Here is a 13,535-nt window from a genome sequence, read left to right on the forward strand (position 1 = left end):
GTCGAACCTCGGCGAGGCGCGCTTCGAGAGCTATCCCACCGCCGCCGGCATGCACGTCGAGCAGCTCGACACGCGCTCGCCCAGCGTGCAGTTGCGCGCCAGCGGCGACTGGGTCGGCAACGCCGCCGCCAGCCGCTCCGGTTTCACCCTCGACTTCTACGCCGACGACCTCGGCAAGATGCTGGACGCCTTCGGCTACGCCGGCGTGTTCAGCGGCGGCGAGACGCAGGCGCACATCGTCGCCGGCTGGCCGGGCGCGCCGACCGCGTTCGACCTGGCGCGGCTGGACGGCGTGCTGAAGATCGCCGTCAAGAACGGCCGCATCCCCGAGGTCAGCCCCGGCGTCGGCCGCCTGTTCGGCCTGTTCTCGGTCCGCGAGCTGCCGCGCCGCCTGACGCTCGACTTCGGCGACATCTTCCGCCAGGGCTTCAGCTTCAACACCATCGACGGCGAGGTGACGTTCAAGGACGGCAGCGCCTGGACGCAGGGCCTGCAGATCAAGGGCCCGGCCGCCGACATCACCGTCAGCGGCCGCACCGGCCTCAAGGCCAGGGACTACGACCAGACCGTGGTGGTGATCCCGCACGTCGGCGGCACGTTGCCGGTGGTGGGCGCGATCGCCGGCGGACCGGTCGGCGCCGCCGCGGGTCTGGCGGTGCAGGGCCTGCTGGGCAAGGGCCTCAACAAGGCGGCGGCCGCGCGTTATCACATCGGCGGCAGTTGGGAGAAACCGCAGATCACCCTGGTGGCCAAGGGCGCCGAGGTGAAGCCGGAAGAAAAGCCGAGCGTAAACAAGAACGTGCCCTGACGGGGCGGCCCGCGCTTGCCGGCCCGGGGTTTAGCCCGTAGGGTGGCATCCCCATATCGCGATCCATGCACGGGTCGCACGAGACACCCCCCAAGATGGACGGTTTGATTGCGCTGGCCGAGCAGCGGCTGCTGCGCCCGGGCGGGCTTGCCGCCGGCGACCTCGAGCGCGTGTTCGCGCAGCTGATGGGGCCGTCGATCGACGCGGCCGACCTCTATTTCCAGCACTCGCGCTCGGAGTCGTGGGTGCTGGAGGACGGCATCGTCAAGGAAGGCCACCACTCGATCGAGCAGGGCGTCGGCGTGCGCGCCATCGCCGGCGAGCGCACCGGCTTCGCTTATTCCGACGAGATCGTGCTGCCGCAGCTGGTCGAGGCCGCGCGCGCCGCGCGCGCCATCGCCCACGGCGGCAACGGCGCCGGCCGGCCGCTGGCCTTGCGCGGCGCCCGCGCGCTGTATCCGCCGGTCGACCCGGTGGAGAGCCTGGACAACGCCGCCAAGATCGCCCTGCTGCGCGAGATCGACGCCTATTGCCGCGCGCTGGATCCGCGCGTCGCCCAGGTGGTGGTCAGCCTGGCCGCGGCGCTGGACACGGTGCTGGTCGCCGCTTCCGACGGCCACCTCGCCGCCGACGTGCGCCCGCTGGTGCGCTTCAACGTGCAGGTGATCGTCGAGCAGAACGGCCGCCGCGAGCAGGCCCACGTCGGCGGCGGCGGGCGCTTCGACTACCGCGAGCTGCTGGCCAACGGCAAGCCGCAGGCGTGGGCGCGCGAGGCCGTGCGCCAGGCGCTGGTCAACCTGGAGGCGGTCGACGCCCCCGCCGGCACCATGACCGTGGTGCTCGGCCCCGGCTGGCCCGGCGTGCTGCTGCACGAGGCGATCGGCCACGGCCTGGAGGGCGACTTCAACCGCAAGGGCACGTCTGCGTTCGCCGGCCGCATGGGCCAGCGCGTCGCCTCCGACCTCGTCACCGTGGTCGACGACGGCACGCTGCCGGGCCGGCGCGGCTCGCTCAGCGTCGACGACGAGGGCACGCCCACCGAGTGCACCACGCTGATCGAGAACGGCGTGCTGGCCGGCTACATGCAGGACACCATGAACGCGCGCCTGATGGGCATGAAGCCCACCGGCAACGGCCGCCGCGAGTCGTTCGCGCACCTGCCGATGCCGCGCATGACCAACACCTACATGCGCGCCGGCGCGAGCGATCCCGAGGAGATCGTGCGCTCGGTCAAGCGCGGCCTGTACGCGGTCAACTTCGGCGGCGGCCAGGTCGACATCACCAACGGCAAGTTCGTGTTCTCGGCCAGCGAGGCCTACCTGATCGAGGACGGCAAGGTGACGCGGCCGGTGAAGGGCGCGACCCTGATCGGCTCCGGCCCGGACGTGCTGACCCGCGTCAGCATGGTCGGCAACGACCTCAAGCTGGACGAGGGCGTGGGCGTGTGCGGCAAGGACGGGCAGAGCGTGCCGGTGGGCGTCGGCCAGCCGACCCTGCGCGTCGATGGCATGACCGTCGGCGGCACCGCCGCGTGAGTGCGCGGAAAGGCATTTTGTTTGCCACGGGTTTGCGCGGATGAACGCGGAGGGAGCGCAAGCCTCCGCGGCGATCCGCGTCAATCCGCGTCCGAGGACAGTTCGCGCAGCGCGCGGAACAGTTCGCGGTAGGCGTGCAGCGGCTTGTTCTGCTCGCGCTCGGCGCGCGCCTGGCGGATCAGCGCGCGCAGGTGCTGGCGGTCGGCGTGCGGGTGGCGGGCGAGCAGTTCGGTCAGCGCCGCGTCGCCCTCGCCGAGCAGTCGCTCGCGCAACGCCTCGAAACGGTGCAAGGTGGCGGTTTCGCGGCGCTGGTGGTCGCGGTCGTGGCTGAGGCCGGCGCGCGCTTCGGCGAAGGCCTCCTCGCCGTGGCGGCGCATCAGCTTGGCCAGGTAGGCGAGCTGCCGCTTGCGCGCCACGTGCGCGGTGATGCGGCGCACGTTGTCGATCTCGGCGCGCACGTCCTCGGGCAGGCCGAACGCATCGAGGCGGGCCGGCGGCAGCGCCACCAGCGCTTCCGCCAGCTCGAGCACGGCCAGCGCGTCGCGGCGCCGCTGGCTGCGGCTGGGAGCGAGGTCGTCGGCCTCGGGCGTGGCGTGGTGCGGCGGATGCGGGCGCATGGCTTAATCGTCGGTGGTCGTGGGGCGGAGGTCAAACGTCAAACGTCGAAGGACGGGAGATGGGAGACGGGAGGCGGGCAAGCGGGGTATGCCGGTGCGATGTGCAGCGCTTGGATCCGGGTTCGCCCCGAGCGTAGCGAAGCGGAGTCGAAGGGCGGCGCGAGCATCTTTCGACTTCGGTCCCGCGGTTATGCGCTCGGGACGAACGGTTGCGGCACCCCGCGCTCGACCGGTTCGACCTTCGACCTTCGACTTTCGACTTTCGACCTTCGACTTTTGACGCCCTCATCCCGCAACGCCAACCCCACCTGGACACACGCGTGAACACCCGACCGATCGCACCCGACCGCAGCCTTGACGAACTGGACCGGCTCGCCGAACTCGCCGAGGACGTGATCCGGCGCTGCCGCGCCGCGGGCGCCTCGCAGGCCGAGGTCGCGGCCAGCATCGACACCGGCTTGAACGTCAGCGTGCGATTGGGCGAGGTGGAGACGGTCGAGCGCACGCGCGACCGCGGCTTCGGCATCACCGTCTACTTCGGCCGTCGCAAGGGCTCGGCCAGCACCGCCGACCTGCAGCCCGACTCGATCGAGGCCAGCATCCGCCAGGCCTGCGCGATCGCGCGTTACACCGAGGAGGATCCGGCGGCCGGTCTCGCCGACGCGGCGCTGATGGCGCGCGAATTCCCCGAGCTCGACCTCTGGCATCCGTGGGACATCGACGTCGAGCGCGCGATCGCGCTGGGCGTCGAGATCGAGGATGCCGGCCGCGCCGTCCCGCGCATCAGCAATTCCGAAGGCGCGGCGGTGCAGGCCGGCGAGACGCTGGCGGTGTACGCCAACTCGCACGGCTTCGTCGGCCGTGAGCGCGGCACGCGGCACATGCTGTCGTGCGCGCTGATCGCCGAGGACGACGCCGGCATGCAGCGCGACTACTGGTACGACAGCGTGCGCGCGGCGGCGGATTTCATGCCCGCCGCCGAACTCGGCCGCAAGGCCGCCGAGCGCACGGTGGCGCGGCTGGGTGCGCGCAAGCTGTCGACGCGCCAGTGCCCGGTGCTGTTCGTGCCCGAGGTGGCGCGTTCGCTGATCGGGCATCTGGTGCATGCGGTCAGCGGCGGCGCGCTGTATCGCAAGGCCAGCTTCCTGCTCGACCACGCCGGCCGCCAGGTGCTGCCGGCGTTCGTCGACATCGTCGAGCGCCCGCACCTGCCGCGCGGCCACGGTTCCACCGCGTTCGACGCCGAGGGCGTGGCCACGCGCGAATCGCCGCTGGTGCTGGGCGGCGTGCTGCAGCGCTACGTGCTGGGCAGCTATTCGGCGCGCAAGCTCGGCCTCACGACCACCGCCAATGCCGGCGGCATCCACAACCTGGTGGTGGCGCCGGGCGGCGACGACTTCGCCGCGCTGCTGAAGCGCATGGGCAGCGGCCTCGTCGTCACCGAGGTGATGGGGCAGGGCGTATCGATCGTCACCGGAGACTACTCGCGCGGCGCCGCCGGCTTCTGGGTGGAGAACGGCGCGATCGCCTACCCGGTGGAGGAGATCACCATCGCCGCCAATCTGCGCGACATGTTCGCCGGCATCGTCGCCGTCGGCAGCGACGTCGACCCGCGTTCGCACATCCTCACCGGCTCGATCCTGGTCGAGCGGATGACGGTGGCGGGGGAATGACCGCGGGCGCTTGACAGCGCGGGTTCGCCCCCGGACAGTGACGCGGCGCATGTTGCGCTTGGGAGGAAGCGAACCATGAGTGTGCCACCGGAATCCGCCACCACGCCGCCGGCCGCGTCCGCCATGCCGAGCGCGGAAGAACGCCAGTGGGCGATGTTCGCGCATCTGTCGGCGCTGATCGGGTTCATCATTCCGTTCGGCTCGATCATCGCGCCGCTGATCATCTGGCAGATGAAGAAGGAGACGATGCCGTTCGTCGACGAACAGGGCAAGGAAGCGCTGAACTTCCAGATCACCGTGGCGATCGCGGTGCTGGCCTGCTTCGCGCTGATGCTGATCCTGATCGGCTTCCTGCTGCTGTGGCTGGTCGGCATCGCCGCGCTGATCCTGGTGGTGATCGCGGCGATCCGCGCCAACAACGGCGAACACTACCGCTATCCGTTCGCGCTGCGCCTGGTCAACTGAGGTCGCCGGCGGTCGGCGGCGGGAAACGGCGGGCACGGCCCGCCGTTTTCTTTTGCGCGGCGGTCAGTGCGCGCGTTCGGCGGCGTAGCGTGCCAGTGTGGCCAGCGTCGCCGCGCGCGCGCCCAGCGGACGCAGCGCGTCCAGCGCGGCTTCGGTGAGTTCGGCGAGGCGGCGGCGCGAGGCCGCCATGCCGAGGATCGAGGGAAACGTCGGCTTGGCGGCGGCGGCGTCCTTGCCGGCGGTCTTGCCCAGCACTTCGGTGGCGCCCTCGACGTCGAGGATGTCGTCCTGCACCTGGAAGGCCAGGCCGACGGCATGGCCGTAGCGGTCCAGCGCCGCCAGCGTGGCCGCATCGGCGCCGCCGGCCAGCGCGCCCAGGCGCACCGAGGCGCGGATCAGCGCGCCGGTCTTGTACGCGTGCATGCGTTCGAGTTCGGCCAGCGTCAGCGTTTTGCCGACGGCGGCGAGATCCAGCGCCTGGCCGCCGGCCATGCCCTCGGCGCCGCAGGCCGCGCCCAGCGTGCGCAGCATCTCGACGCGCGCCGCGGCGTCGACGCCGGGCGCGGCGTCGCGCGCCAGCAGTTCGAAGGCCAACGCCTGCAGCGCGTCGCCGGCGAGGATCGCCGTCGCCTCGCCGAAGGCGATGTGGCAGGTGGGGCGGCCGCGGCGCAGGTCGTCGTCGTCCATCGCCGGCAGGTCGTCGTGCACCAGCGAGTAGGCGTGGATCAGTTCGACCGCGCAGGCCGGCGCGTCCAGCGCCGCGTCGGGCGCGCCGAGCGCGGCGCCGGCCGCGTACACCAGCAGCGGCCGCAGCCGCTTGCCGCCGCCGAGCACGGCGTAGCGCATCGCGCGATGCAGTTCGGCCGGCGGCTGCTCCTCCGGCGGCAGCACGCGCGCCAGCGCGGCGTCCGCGCGTGCGATCAGCGTCTGCAGCGACGGGACGGGCGCGGAGGGACGGGTTGCCACGATGGACCTCGGGTGTGCGGTGCGCGGACCGTTTCGACCGCGGCGTGCGGCGGCCGGTCGACGCGGACGGGGTGACGGGAAGCGGCGCCGGCGCCGCGCGGCGATGCGCTCAGGCGTCGGGCGCCTCGAACGGCGTCGCGCCGGCGGGCGCGTCCGGGTCGAGCAGCAGTTTCACGCGCAGTTCCGCCTGCTCCAGCGCATTCTGGCAACTGCGGTACAGGGCGATGCCGCGCTCGAACGACTGCAGCGATTCGTCCAGGCTGAGTTCGCCCGTTTCCATGCGCGCGACCAGTTGCTCGAGTTCGTCCAGCGAATGCTCGAACTGCGCGATCGGCGTCGGGGATTCGGCTGCGGGTGCGGGCTTCGCCATGGCGCGCAAAGCTAGCGCAGCCCCCGGCGGGAATCAATCGCGCGCCGTGCGGGGCGGCGACGGCGCGCGAAGGCGCCGGCGCTCAGCCGCCGCCGTGACGGCCTTTGCCGCGGCCGTTGCCGTGACCGTGGCTGTCGTCGTCGTCGCCACGGCTGCGGCCGCGGTCGCGGTCGCGGAAGTCCGGGCGATGGCCGCCGTAGTGCTCGACCACGTAGGTGTGATCGACGTAGGGACGGTCGCTGTACAGCTCCAGCGAGACGCCGCCGCTGCGCACGTAGGGCTGGTAGTCCAGCGGCAGGCTGGCGCCGAAGCTCCAGTCGTCGCCGCTCAGCCAGAACCACATGCGCGTGTCGGGCGCGTAGTACACCTCGGCGGAGGGGTAATACACGTAGCGGTGCTTGGCGCGATAGCCGTGCGCCGGCGCCCACGGCGGCGGATCGGCGGAGGCGGCGAGGGGCAGCGCGCAGGCGAGGGCCAGAGCGACGGCGAGCGCGCGGGGGGTCGTACGGATCGTCATGGCGGTCTCCCCTTGGGGTGATGGCGGGCCGCTGGCGCGGCGACCGTTGCGGCGGCCACGCTAGGCGAGGGCGAGCGTACCGCGGCTGAACGCCGGGATGCGTGCGGCGTTCAGCAACCCGGCATCCAGCGCGGCCGCGCGGCCAGGCGCTCGAACAGCGTCGCGCCGGCTTCGCTGCACCACAGGTCGGCCACCGCCAGCAGCGTGCCGTCGGCGGCGTGGATCAGCGGGCAGCGCGCGCGCTGCCAGGGCGGCACGCCGGCCTGCTGGTAGAGATCGCGCAGCTCGCGCGTGTGGCGGTCGCCGGCCGGCTTGAAGCGCACGCCGCTCGCGCCGACGCGCACTTCGAGCGGCATGTCCAGAGGCGCGGGCGCCTCGGCCTCGAGCGTCAGCACGCCGCCGTGCGCGGGCAGTTGCAGCGCCGCGCCGTCCCACGGCGTGCGCCAGTCGCGCGGCGCCTCCGGCAGCGGCGCCATCGCGTACAGCAGGCCGCGCCACAGGCGCAGCTCCGCGCCCGGCCAGGCGATGCGCGGCACGCGGTCGGCGGCGCAGGTTTCGATCTGGCGCAGCAGCTCGGCCGCCTGCGCGCGGGCGGGCGCGGGCAGGCCGAGTTCGCGCAGCCAGCCTTCCAGCACGGGCGTGCGCAGCGCCGCCGGCAGCGCGGCCCAGCCGGCGGCGTCCAGCGTCGCCGGGTCGAGACCCTGCAGGCGCGCGCGCGCCGTCGCGGCTTCCCGCACCAGGTAGTCGGCGGCGTCGCGGCAGGCCGCCGCCGCATGGGCGATCGCCTGCGGCGCCTGCGGCCAGTGCTGCGCGAGGCGCGGCAGGATCTCGCGGCGCAGGAAGCTGCGCGCCAGCGCGGGGTCGGCGTTCGCCGGATCCTCGATGCAGGGCAGGGCGTGCGCGCGCACGTAGCCGGCCAGCGCCGCGCGCGGCAGCGCCAGCAGCGGACGCCACAGCCGGCCGCGCGCGAAGGCGCGTTCGCCGCGCATGCCGCCCAGGCCCTCCGGACCGGCGCCGCGCAGCAGTTTCAGCAGCACCGTCTCGGCCTGGTCGTCGCGGTGCTGCGCCAGCACCAGCGTCTCGCCTTCGCGCAGCTCGGCGGCAAACGCGGCATGGCGCGCCTCGCGCGCCGCCGCTTCCAGCCCTTCGCCGCGCCCGCGCGGCACTTCGACGCGCACGACGGCGAGCGGCACCTGCAACGCCGCGGCGAACGCGCGGCAGTGCGCGGCCCAGCGCGCGCTGTCGGCGTGCAGGCCGTGATCGACGTGCAGCGCGCGCAACCCGCGCGCGCGCGCCTCGGGCAGCGCGGCCAGCGCGTGCAGCAGCGCGGTGGAGTCGGGGCCGCCGCTGTAGCCGACGCACAGCGGCCCCGCCGCGCGGGCGGCGAGTGCGTGCTGCAGGCATGCGGTCAGGCTTGCGACCATGGCGGCGTTCCCGATCGCGGCGCCGCGCCTGCGGTCTTCAGCCTTCGCTGAAGGCTCCGTAGCCGCGCAGGCGCTGGTAGCGGCGTTCGAGCAGGTCGGCGACGGGGATCGGCTCCAGCTCGGCCAGGGTGCCGAGCAGGATCGACTTCAGCGTGGCGGCCATCGCCTCGGGGTCGCGGTGCGCGCCGCCCAGCGGCTCCGGCACGATCTCGTCGATCAGGCCGAGCTCCTTCAGGCGCGGCGCGGTCAGGCCGAGCGCCTCGGCGGCGTCGCGGGCCTTTTCCGCGCTCTTCCACAGGATCGAGGCGCACCCTTCCGGCGAGATCACCGAGTAGGTGGCGTACTGCAGCATCAGCGTGCGGTCGCCGACGCCGATCGCCAGCGCGCCGCCGGAGCCGCCCTCGCCGATCACCGTGCAGATCACCGGCACGCGCAGCTCGGCCATCTCCAGCAGGTTGCGCGCGATCGCCTCGCTCTGGCCGCGCTCCTCGGCGCCGACGCCGGGATAGGCGCCGGGGGTGTCGATGAAGGTCAGCACCGGCAGGCCGAAGCGCTCGGCCAGCTTCATCAGCCGCAGCGCCTTGCGGTAGCCCTCGGGGCGAGGCATGCCGAAGTTGCGGCGCACCTTGGTCTTGGTGTCGCGGCCCTTCTGGTGGCCGATGATCATCACCGGCTTGCCGTCGATGCGGCCGAGGCCGCCGACGATGGCGGCATCGTCGGCGAAGGCGCGGTCGCCGGCCAGCTCGTGGAACTCGTCGCAGATCGCGGCGATGTAGTCGTTGGTGTAGGGGCGTGCCGGGTGGCGCGAGAGCTGCGTCACCTGCCATGGCGTCAGGTCGCGGAAAATCTCGGCGGTCTTGGCTTGCAGTTTTTCCTTCAGCCGGCCGATCTCGTCTTCGATGTTGAACGCCTGCCCGTGGCTGGCGTGCCGCAGCTCCTGGATCTTGGCTTCCAGTTCGGCGATCGGCTGCTCGAAATCGAGGAAATTGGGGTTCATTCGCGACCGTTCGCGCAACAAAGGGCGCGAGTATAGCGCGACCGGGGCCGGCTAGCTCGCGGCGGGCCGGGCCAGCTTGAGTTCGGTGCCCAGCACCCCGGGCAGGGCGGCCAGCGCGCGCAGCAGATCGGGCTGGGCGCGGACGCGCCAGGCGTCGCCCAGCTCCAGCTCGGCGCGGCCGCGGGTGTTGGCGTAGGCCAGGCGCAGCGGGGTCTGCCCGCCGCGGTAGGCGGCCAGCGCCTGCTTGAGCGTCTCGGCGAAGCCGGGGCCGACCCCGTTCAGGGTCACGCGCAGCAGCCGCGCGTGGCGTTCGCAGGCCTCGCCCAGCGACCACACCCGGCGTGCGCGCAACTGGAAGCCGCCGGCGAACTCGTCGATCGACAGCCCGCCCTCGATCACCAGCAGGGCGTCGCGGGTCAGCAGCGGGCCGTATTCCTGGCAGGCTTCGCGGAAGAAGCTGACCTCGATGCGGCCGCTGCCGTCCTCGATCTGCACGAAGGCCATGGCGTCGCCGCGCTTGCGCACGGCGACCACCTGGCCGGCGACGATCCACGGCGTTTCCGGGCCGCGGCGGAAGCGGTTGCCTTCGTCGCCGTCGTCGCGGCGCGGCCGCGGTGGCTGGTAGCGCTGTTCGATCTCGCCGAGCGGGCAGGTGGCGAGCTGCGCCAGCACGTCCCGCCAGGCGTCGGTGGGATGGCCGGACAGGTAGTGGCCGAGCGTCTCGCGTTCGCCGGCGAGCTTCTGCTCCAGCGGCCAGTCGGCGGCCGTCGGCAGCTCGATCGGCGTCGGCGCCGCGCTGGCCGCGCCGAACATGTCGTGCTGGCCGGCGACGCGGTCGCGCAGCTGCTGCTCGGCGGCCTTCATCGCCTCCGGCAGCTGCGCCATCAGGGTGGCGCGGTTGGCCGCGAGGCCGTCCAGCGCGCCGGACAGGATCAGCGCCTCCAGTACGCGCTTGTTGAGCTTGGCCGGATCGACGCGGCGACAGAAATCCAGCAGATCGCGGTACGGGCCGTGCGCCGCGCGCTCCTGGACGATCGCCTCGCAGGCGCCGCGGCCGACGCCCTTGATCGCGCCGAGGCCGTAGCGGATGATGTTGGCGTCCAGCGCCTCGAACATGGTGGCGCTGGCATTGACGTCCGGCGGCAGCACGCCGAGGCCGATCGCCTTGGCCTCGTCGAGGAAGTTGACCACCTTGTCGGTGTTGTCCATGTCCGCCGACAGCGTGGCGGCCATGAACTCGGCGGGGTAGTGCGCCTTCAGCCACGCGGTCTGGTAGGCGACCAGCGCATAGGCGGCCGAGTGCGACTTGTTGAAGCCGTACTCGGCGAACTTCTCCATCAGGTCGAAGATCGAGGTCGCCAGCCGCGCATCGATGCCGTTCTTCGCCGCGCCTGCCTCGAAGATGGCGCGCTGCTTGGCCATCTCCTCCGGCTTTTTCTTGCCCATCGCGCGGCGCAGCAGGTCGGCGCCGCCCAGCGAATAGCCGGCCAGCACCTGCGCGATCTGCATCACCTGTTCCTGGTAGACGATCACGCCGTAGGTCGGGCGCAGGATCGGTTCCAGCGCAGGGTGCGGGTAATCGACCGCGGCGCGGCCGTGCTTGCGGTCGATGAAGTCGTCGACCATGCCCGACTGCAGCGGGCCGGGGCGGAACAGCGCGACCAGCGCGACGATGTCGTCGAACACGTCGGGCTGCAGCTTCTTCACCAGCTCCTTCATGCCGCGCGATTCGAGCTGGAACACCGCGGTGGTCTCGCAGCGTTTCAGCAGCGCGTAGGTGGCGGGGTCGTCGAGCGGCAGCTGCGCGATGTCCAGCGGCGCCTCGCCGGCGCGCGCGCGCCGCGCGTTGATCGCCTTCACCGCCCAGTCGATGATGGTCAGCGTGCGCAGGCCGAGGAAGTCGAACTTGACCAGGCCGACCGCCTCGACGTCGTCCTTGTCGAACTGCGTGACCACGCCGCCGCCGCCAGGTTCGCTGTACAGCGGCGCGTAGTCGGTCAGCGGCCCCGGCGCGATCACCACGCCGCCGGCGTGCTTGCCGGCGTTGCGCGTGAGGTCCTCGAGCTTGCGCGCCAGGTCGATCAGCTCGCGGATGTCGTCCTCGCCCTCGTAGCGCTGGCGCAGCTCCTGCGATTCCTTCAGCGCCTCGTCCAGCGAGATGCCCAGCGTGTTGGGGATCAGCTTGGCCACGCCGTCGACGTGGTTGTAGCCCATGCCGAGCACGCGGCCGCTGTCGCGCACCACCGCCTTCGCCGCCATGGTGCCGTAGGTGATGATCTGGCTGACGTGGTCGCGGCCGTATTTCCGTGCGACGTAGTCGATCACCTCGTCGCGGCGGTCCATGCAGAAGTCGACGTCGAAGTCCGGCATCGACACGCGTTCGGGATTGAGGAAACGCTCGAACAGCAGGTCGAAGCGCAGCGGGTCGAGGTCGGTGATGCCGAGCGCGTAGGCGACCAGCGAGCCGGCGCCGGAACCGCGGCCGGGACCGACCGGGATGCCGTTCTGCTTCGCCCAGTTGATGAAGTCCGCCACGATCAGGAAGTAGCCGGGGAACCCCATCTTGACGATGACGTCCAGCTCGGTGGCGAGGCGCTGCGCGTAGTCCTCGCGCGTGTGGCCGGGCGCGGGCGGGTGGGCGGCCAGGCGCGCTTCCAGGCCGCTCTGCGCCTGTGCGCGGATGTAGGTGTCCAGCGTGTGCTCGGGCGGCACCGGAAACGCCGGCAGGTAGTAGGTGCCGAAGCTCAGCTCGACGTTGCAGCGCTTGGCCAGTTCGACGGTGTTCTCCAGCACCTCCGGCAGGTCGGCGAACAGCTCGGCCATCTCCTGCGGCGTCTTCAGGTACTGCTCTTCGGTGTAGTCGCGCGGGCGGCGCGGGTCGGCGAGCACGCGGCCCTGGTGGATGCACACGCGCGCTTCGTGCGCCTCGAAGTCGCCGCGTTCGAGGAAGCGCACGTCGTTGCTGGCCAGCGCCGGCAGATCCAGCGCCGACGCCAGTTCCAGCGCGTGCGCGTTGAAGACGTCCTCGTCGCGATGGCGGGTGCGGGTCAGCTCGAGGTAGAAGCGCTGATCGAACAGCCCGCGCAGGCGCTCGGCCTGCGCGTGCGCGTCCTCGACCTGCCCGGCGAGCAGCGCGCGGCCGATCGCGCTGTCGCGTCCGGCCAGGGCGAACAGTCCCGGCGCGGCCTCGTCCAGCCAGGCCGGATCGACCAGCGCGCGGCCGCCGTGCTGGCCCTCGCGCCAGGCGCGCGAGATCAGCCGCGACAGGTTGAGATAACCGGCGCGGTCGCGGCACAGCACGGTCAGGCGGTGCGGCCGCGCCGCATCGGCGGCATCGGCCAGCCACAGGTCGCAGCCGACGATCGGTTTCAGCCCCGCCGCGCTCGCCGCCTTGTAGAACTTCACCAGCGCGAACAGGTTGCTCTCGTCGGTCAGCGCCACCGCGGGCATGCCGGCGCGCACGCAGGCCTCGACCAGCGCGGGGATGCGGATGGTCGAATCCACCAGCGAGTACTCGCTGTGCAGATGGAGGTGGACGAAGCCGGCGGACATGAGCCTGCGGAGGGATGTGCAGGGCAAGCCTAGCCAGCAGGCCCGGGGCCGGCAAGCTTGACAGCGCGGGCGGCGCGCTCAGCTCACGCGGAAGCGGTCGCCGCCGAGATGGTAGTCGGCGTACATGGTCGCCGCGGCCGCCGCGCCCGGATACTGGCGTAGGCGCATCTGCAGCCATTCTTCCGGGCTGGGATGCAGTGCGCGCTCGTCGGGCGCGTTCAGTTTCGCCGCCAGTTCGCGGCGGAAGCGGCAGAAGTCGCCGTAGGCGGCGGCGAGCAGGGCGACGTCCAGCGGCAGCGGCGTCTGCTCGCCCTGGGCGTCGTGCCGCTCGATCAACTGGCGCAGGCGCTCCGGTTCGGGGCAGGCGCTCTGCCAGTCGGGATCGGCCAGCATGTCGCGCAATTGGGCGACGCAATCGGCGAGATCGAGCCGGCTGAAGTCGCCGAGAAGGGGCGTGCTCGGAGTGGAGGGCGGGCTGGGCGCGATCATGATCGGACTCCTGCGCGTGTGCCGCGGCGGCGTCCGGATCCGTGGGCGCTGCCTTGCGGCGATGGGCCTCGGTCCCTGCCGCCATTGTAGATGCTTTCGCGGGCGCCGGCGTGGCGGCGGAG

The 13,535-nt window shown here is 72.3% G+C and carries 12 protein-coding genes; 4 read left to right on the top strand and 8 right to left on the bottom strand.

From position 1 onward, the window contains the following. Both MBSD_RS09520 and tldD read left to right on the top strand, forming a co-directional pair. The coding region (locus MBSD_RS09520; RefSeq protein WP_272898337.1) for a YhdP family protein at positions 1-808 on the top strand (808 nt) is incomplete at its 5' end. 95 nt (positions 809-903) lie between these two features. Next, positions 904-2,343, top strand: a complete 1,440-nt coding sequence (tldD, locus tag MBSD_RS09525) for a metalloprotease TldD (RefSeq protein WP_062537114.1) — start codon at positions 904-906, stop codon at positions 2,341-2,343. An 80-nt stretch (positions 2,344-2,423) separates the two neighbouring features. Here tldD and yjgA read toward each other — a convergent pair whose 3' ends face one another. Further along, positions 2,424-2,960, bottom strand: a complete 537-nt coding sequence (gene yjgA / locus MBSD_RS09530) for a ribosome biogenesis factor YjgA (RefSeq protein ID WP_062537115.1) — start codon at positions 2,958-2,960, stop codon at positions 2,424-2,426. 320 nt (positions 2,961-3,280) lie between these two features. Here yjgA and pmbA point away from each other — a divergent pair, with 320 nt between their 5' ends. Both pmbA and MBSD_RS09540 read left to right on the top strand, forming a co-directional pair. Next, the gene (gene pmbA, locus MBSD_RS09535; protein ID WP_062537116.1) at positions 3,281-4,633 is read left to right on the top strand and encodes a metalloprotease PmbA; all 1,353 of its coding nucleotides are present in this window, start codon (positions 3,281-3,283) and stop codon (positions 4,631-4,633) included. A gap of 75 nt (positions 4,634-4,708) precedes the next feature. Then, the gene (locus tag MBSD_RS09540) at positions 4,709-5,098 is read left to right on the top strand and encodes a DUF4870 domain-containing protein (RefSeq protein ID WP_062537117.1); all 390 of its coding nucleotides are present in this window, start codon (positions 4,709-4,711) and stop codon (positions 5,096-5,098) included. A 63-nt stretch (positions 5,099-5,161) separates the two neighbouring features. Here MBSD_RS09540 and ispA read toward each other — a convergent pair whose 3' ends face one another. The 7 genes from ispA to MBSD_RS09575 all read right to left on the bottom strand — a co-directional run bounded on the left by ispA (position 5,162) and on the right by MBSD_RS09575 (position 13,413). Continuing rightward, a complete protein-coding gene (gene ispA / locus MBSD_RS09545) occupies positions 5,162-6,064 on the bottom strand; it encodes a (2E,6E)-farnesyl diphosphate synthase (protein ID WP_062537118.1) in 903 nt (300 codons plus the stop codon). A gap of 109 nt (positions 6,065-6,173) precedes the next feature. Next, complete coding sequence (locus MBSD_RS09550; protein ID WP_062537119.1) at positions 6,174-6,434, bottom strand: exodeoxyribonuclease VII small subunit; 261 nt, start codon at positions 6,432-6,434, stop codon at positions 6,174-6,176. Positions 6,435-6,516: 82 nt separating this feature from the next. Next, a complete protein-coding gene (locus tag MBSD_RS09555) occupies positions 6,517-6,951 on the bottom strand; it encodes a hypothetical protein (RefSeq protein WP_062537120.1) in 435 nt (144 codons plus the stop codon). Between the two features lie 110 nt (positions 6,952-7,061). Beyond that, positions 7,062-8,375, bottom strand: a complete 1,314-nt coding sequence (tilS, locus tag MBSD_RS09560) for a tRNA lysidine(34) synthetase TilS (protein WP_062537121.1) — start codon at positions 8,373-8,375, stop codon at positions 7,062-7,064. A 37-nt stretch (positions 8,376-8,412) separates the two neighbouring features. Next, entirely contained in the window at positions 8,413-9,372 is a 960-nt protein-coding gene (locus MBSD_RS09565; protein ID WP_062537122.1) for an acetyl-CoA carboxylase carboxyltransferase subunit alpha, read from the bottom strand. A gap of 51 nt (positions 9,373-9,423) precedes the next feature. Further along, positions 9,424-12,924: a DNA polymerase III subunit alpha gene (dnaE, locus tag MBSD_RS09570; RefSeq protein ID WP_062537123.1), complete on the bottom strand. Its 3,501-nt coding sequence runs from the start codon at positions 12,922-12,924 to the stop codon at positions 9,424-9,426. A gap of 78 nt (positions 12,925-13,002) precedes the next feature. Then, complete coding sequence (locus tag MBSD_RS09575; RefSeq protein ID WP_148667857.1) at positions 13,003-13,413, bottom strand: hypothetical protein; 411 nt, start codon at positions 13,411-13,413, stop codon at positions 13,003-13,005. Between the last annotated feature and the right edge of the window lie 122 nt (positions 13,414-13,535).

Source organism: Mizugakiibacter sediminis (assembly GCF_000953855.2).
Classification (GTDB): Bacteria; Pseudomonadota; Gammaproteobacteria; order Xanthomonadales; family Rhodanobacteraceae; genus Mizugakiibacter; species Mizugakiibacter sediminis.

What these genes read in the sequence shown, in the direction of transcription:
- MBSD_RS09540 (WP_062537117.1), top strand. Translation starts at nt 4,709, where the DNA reads ATGAGTGTGCCACCGGAATCCGCCACCACGCCGCCGGCCGCGTCCGCC.
- tilS (WP_062537121.1), bottom strand. Translation starts at nt 8,375, where the DNA reads ATGGTCGCAAGCCTGACCGCATGCCTGCAGCACGCACTCGCCGCCCGC.
- MBSD_RS09575 (WP_148667857.1), bottom strand. Translation starts at nt 13,413, where the DNA reads ATGATCGCGCCCAGCCCGCCCTCCACTCCGAGCACGCCCCTTCTCGGC.
- MBSD_RS09555 (WP_062537120.1), bottom strand. Translation starts at nt 6,951, where the DNA reads ATGACGATCCGTACGACCCCCCGCGCGCTCGCCGTCGCTCTGGCCCTC.
- dnaE (WP_062537123.1), bottom strand. Translation starts at nt 12,924, where the DNA reads ATGTCCGCCGGCTTCGTCCACCTCCATCTGCACAGCGAGTACTCGCTG.
- MBSD_RS09565 (WP_062537122.1), bottom strand. Translation starts at nt 9,372, where the DNA reads ATGAACCCCAATTTCCTCGATTTCGAGCAGCCGATCGCCGAACTGGAA.
- MBSD_RS09550 (WP_062537119.1), bottom strand. Translation starts at nt 6,434, where the DNA reads ATGGCGAAGCCCGCACCCGCAGCCGAATCCCCGACGCCGATCGCGCAG.
- tldD (WP_062537114.1), top strand. Translation starts at nt 904, where the DNA reads ATGGACGGTTTGATTGCGCTGGCCGAGCAGCGGCTGCTGCGCCCGGGC.
- yjgA (WP_062537115.1), bottom strand. Translation starts at nt 2,960, where the DNA reads ATGCGCCCGCATCCGCCGCACCACGCCACGCCCGAGGCCGACGACCTC.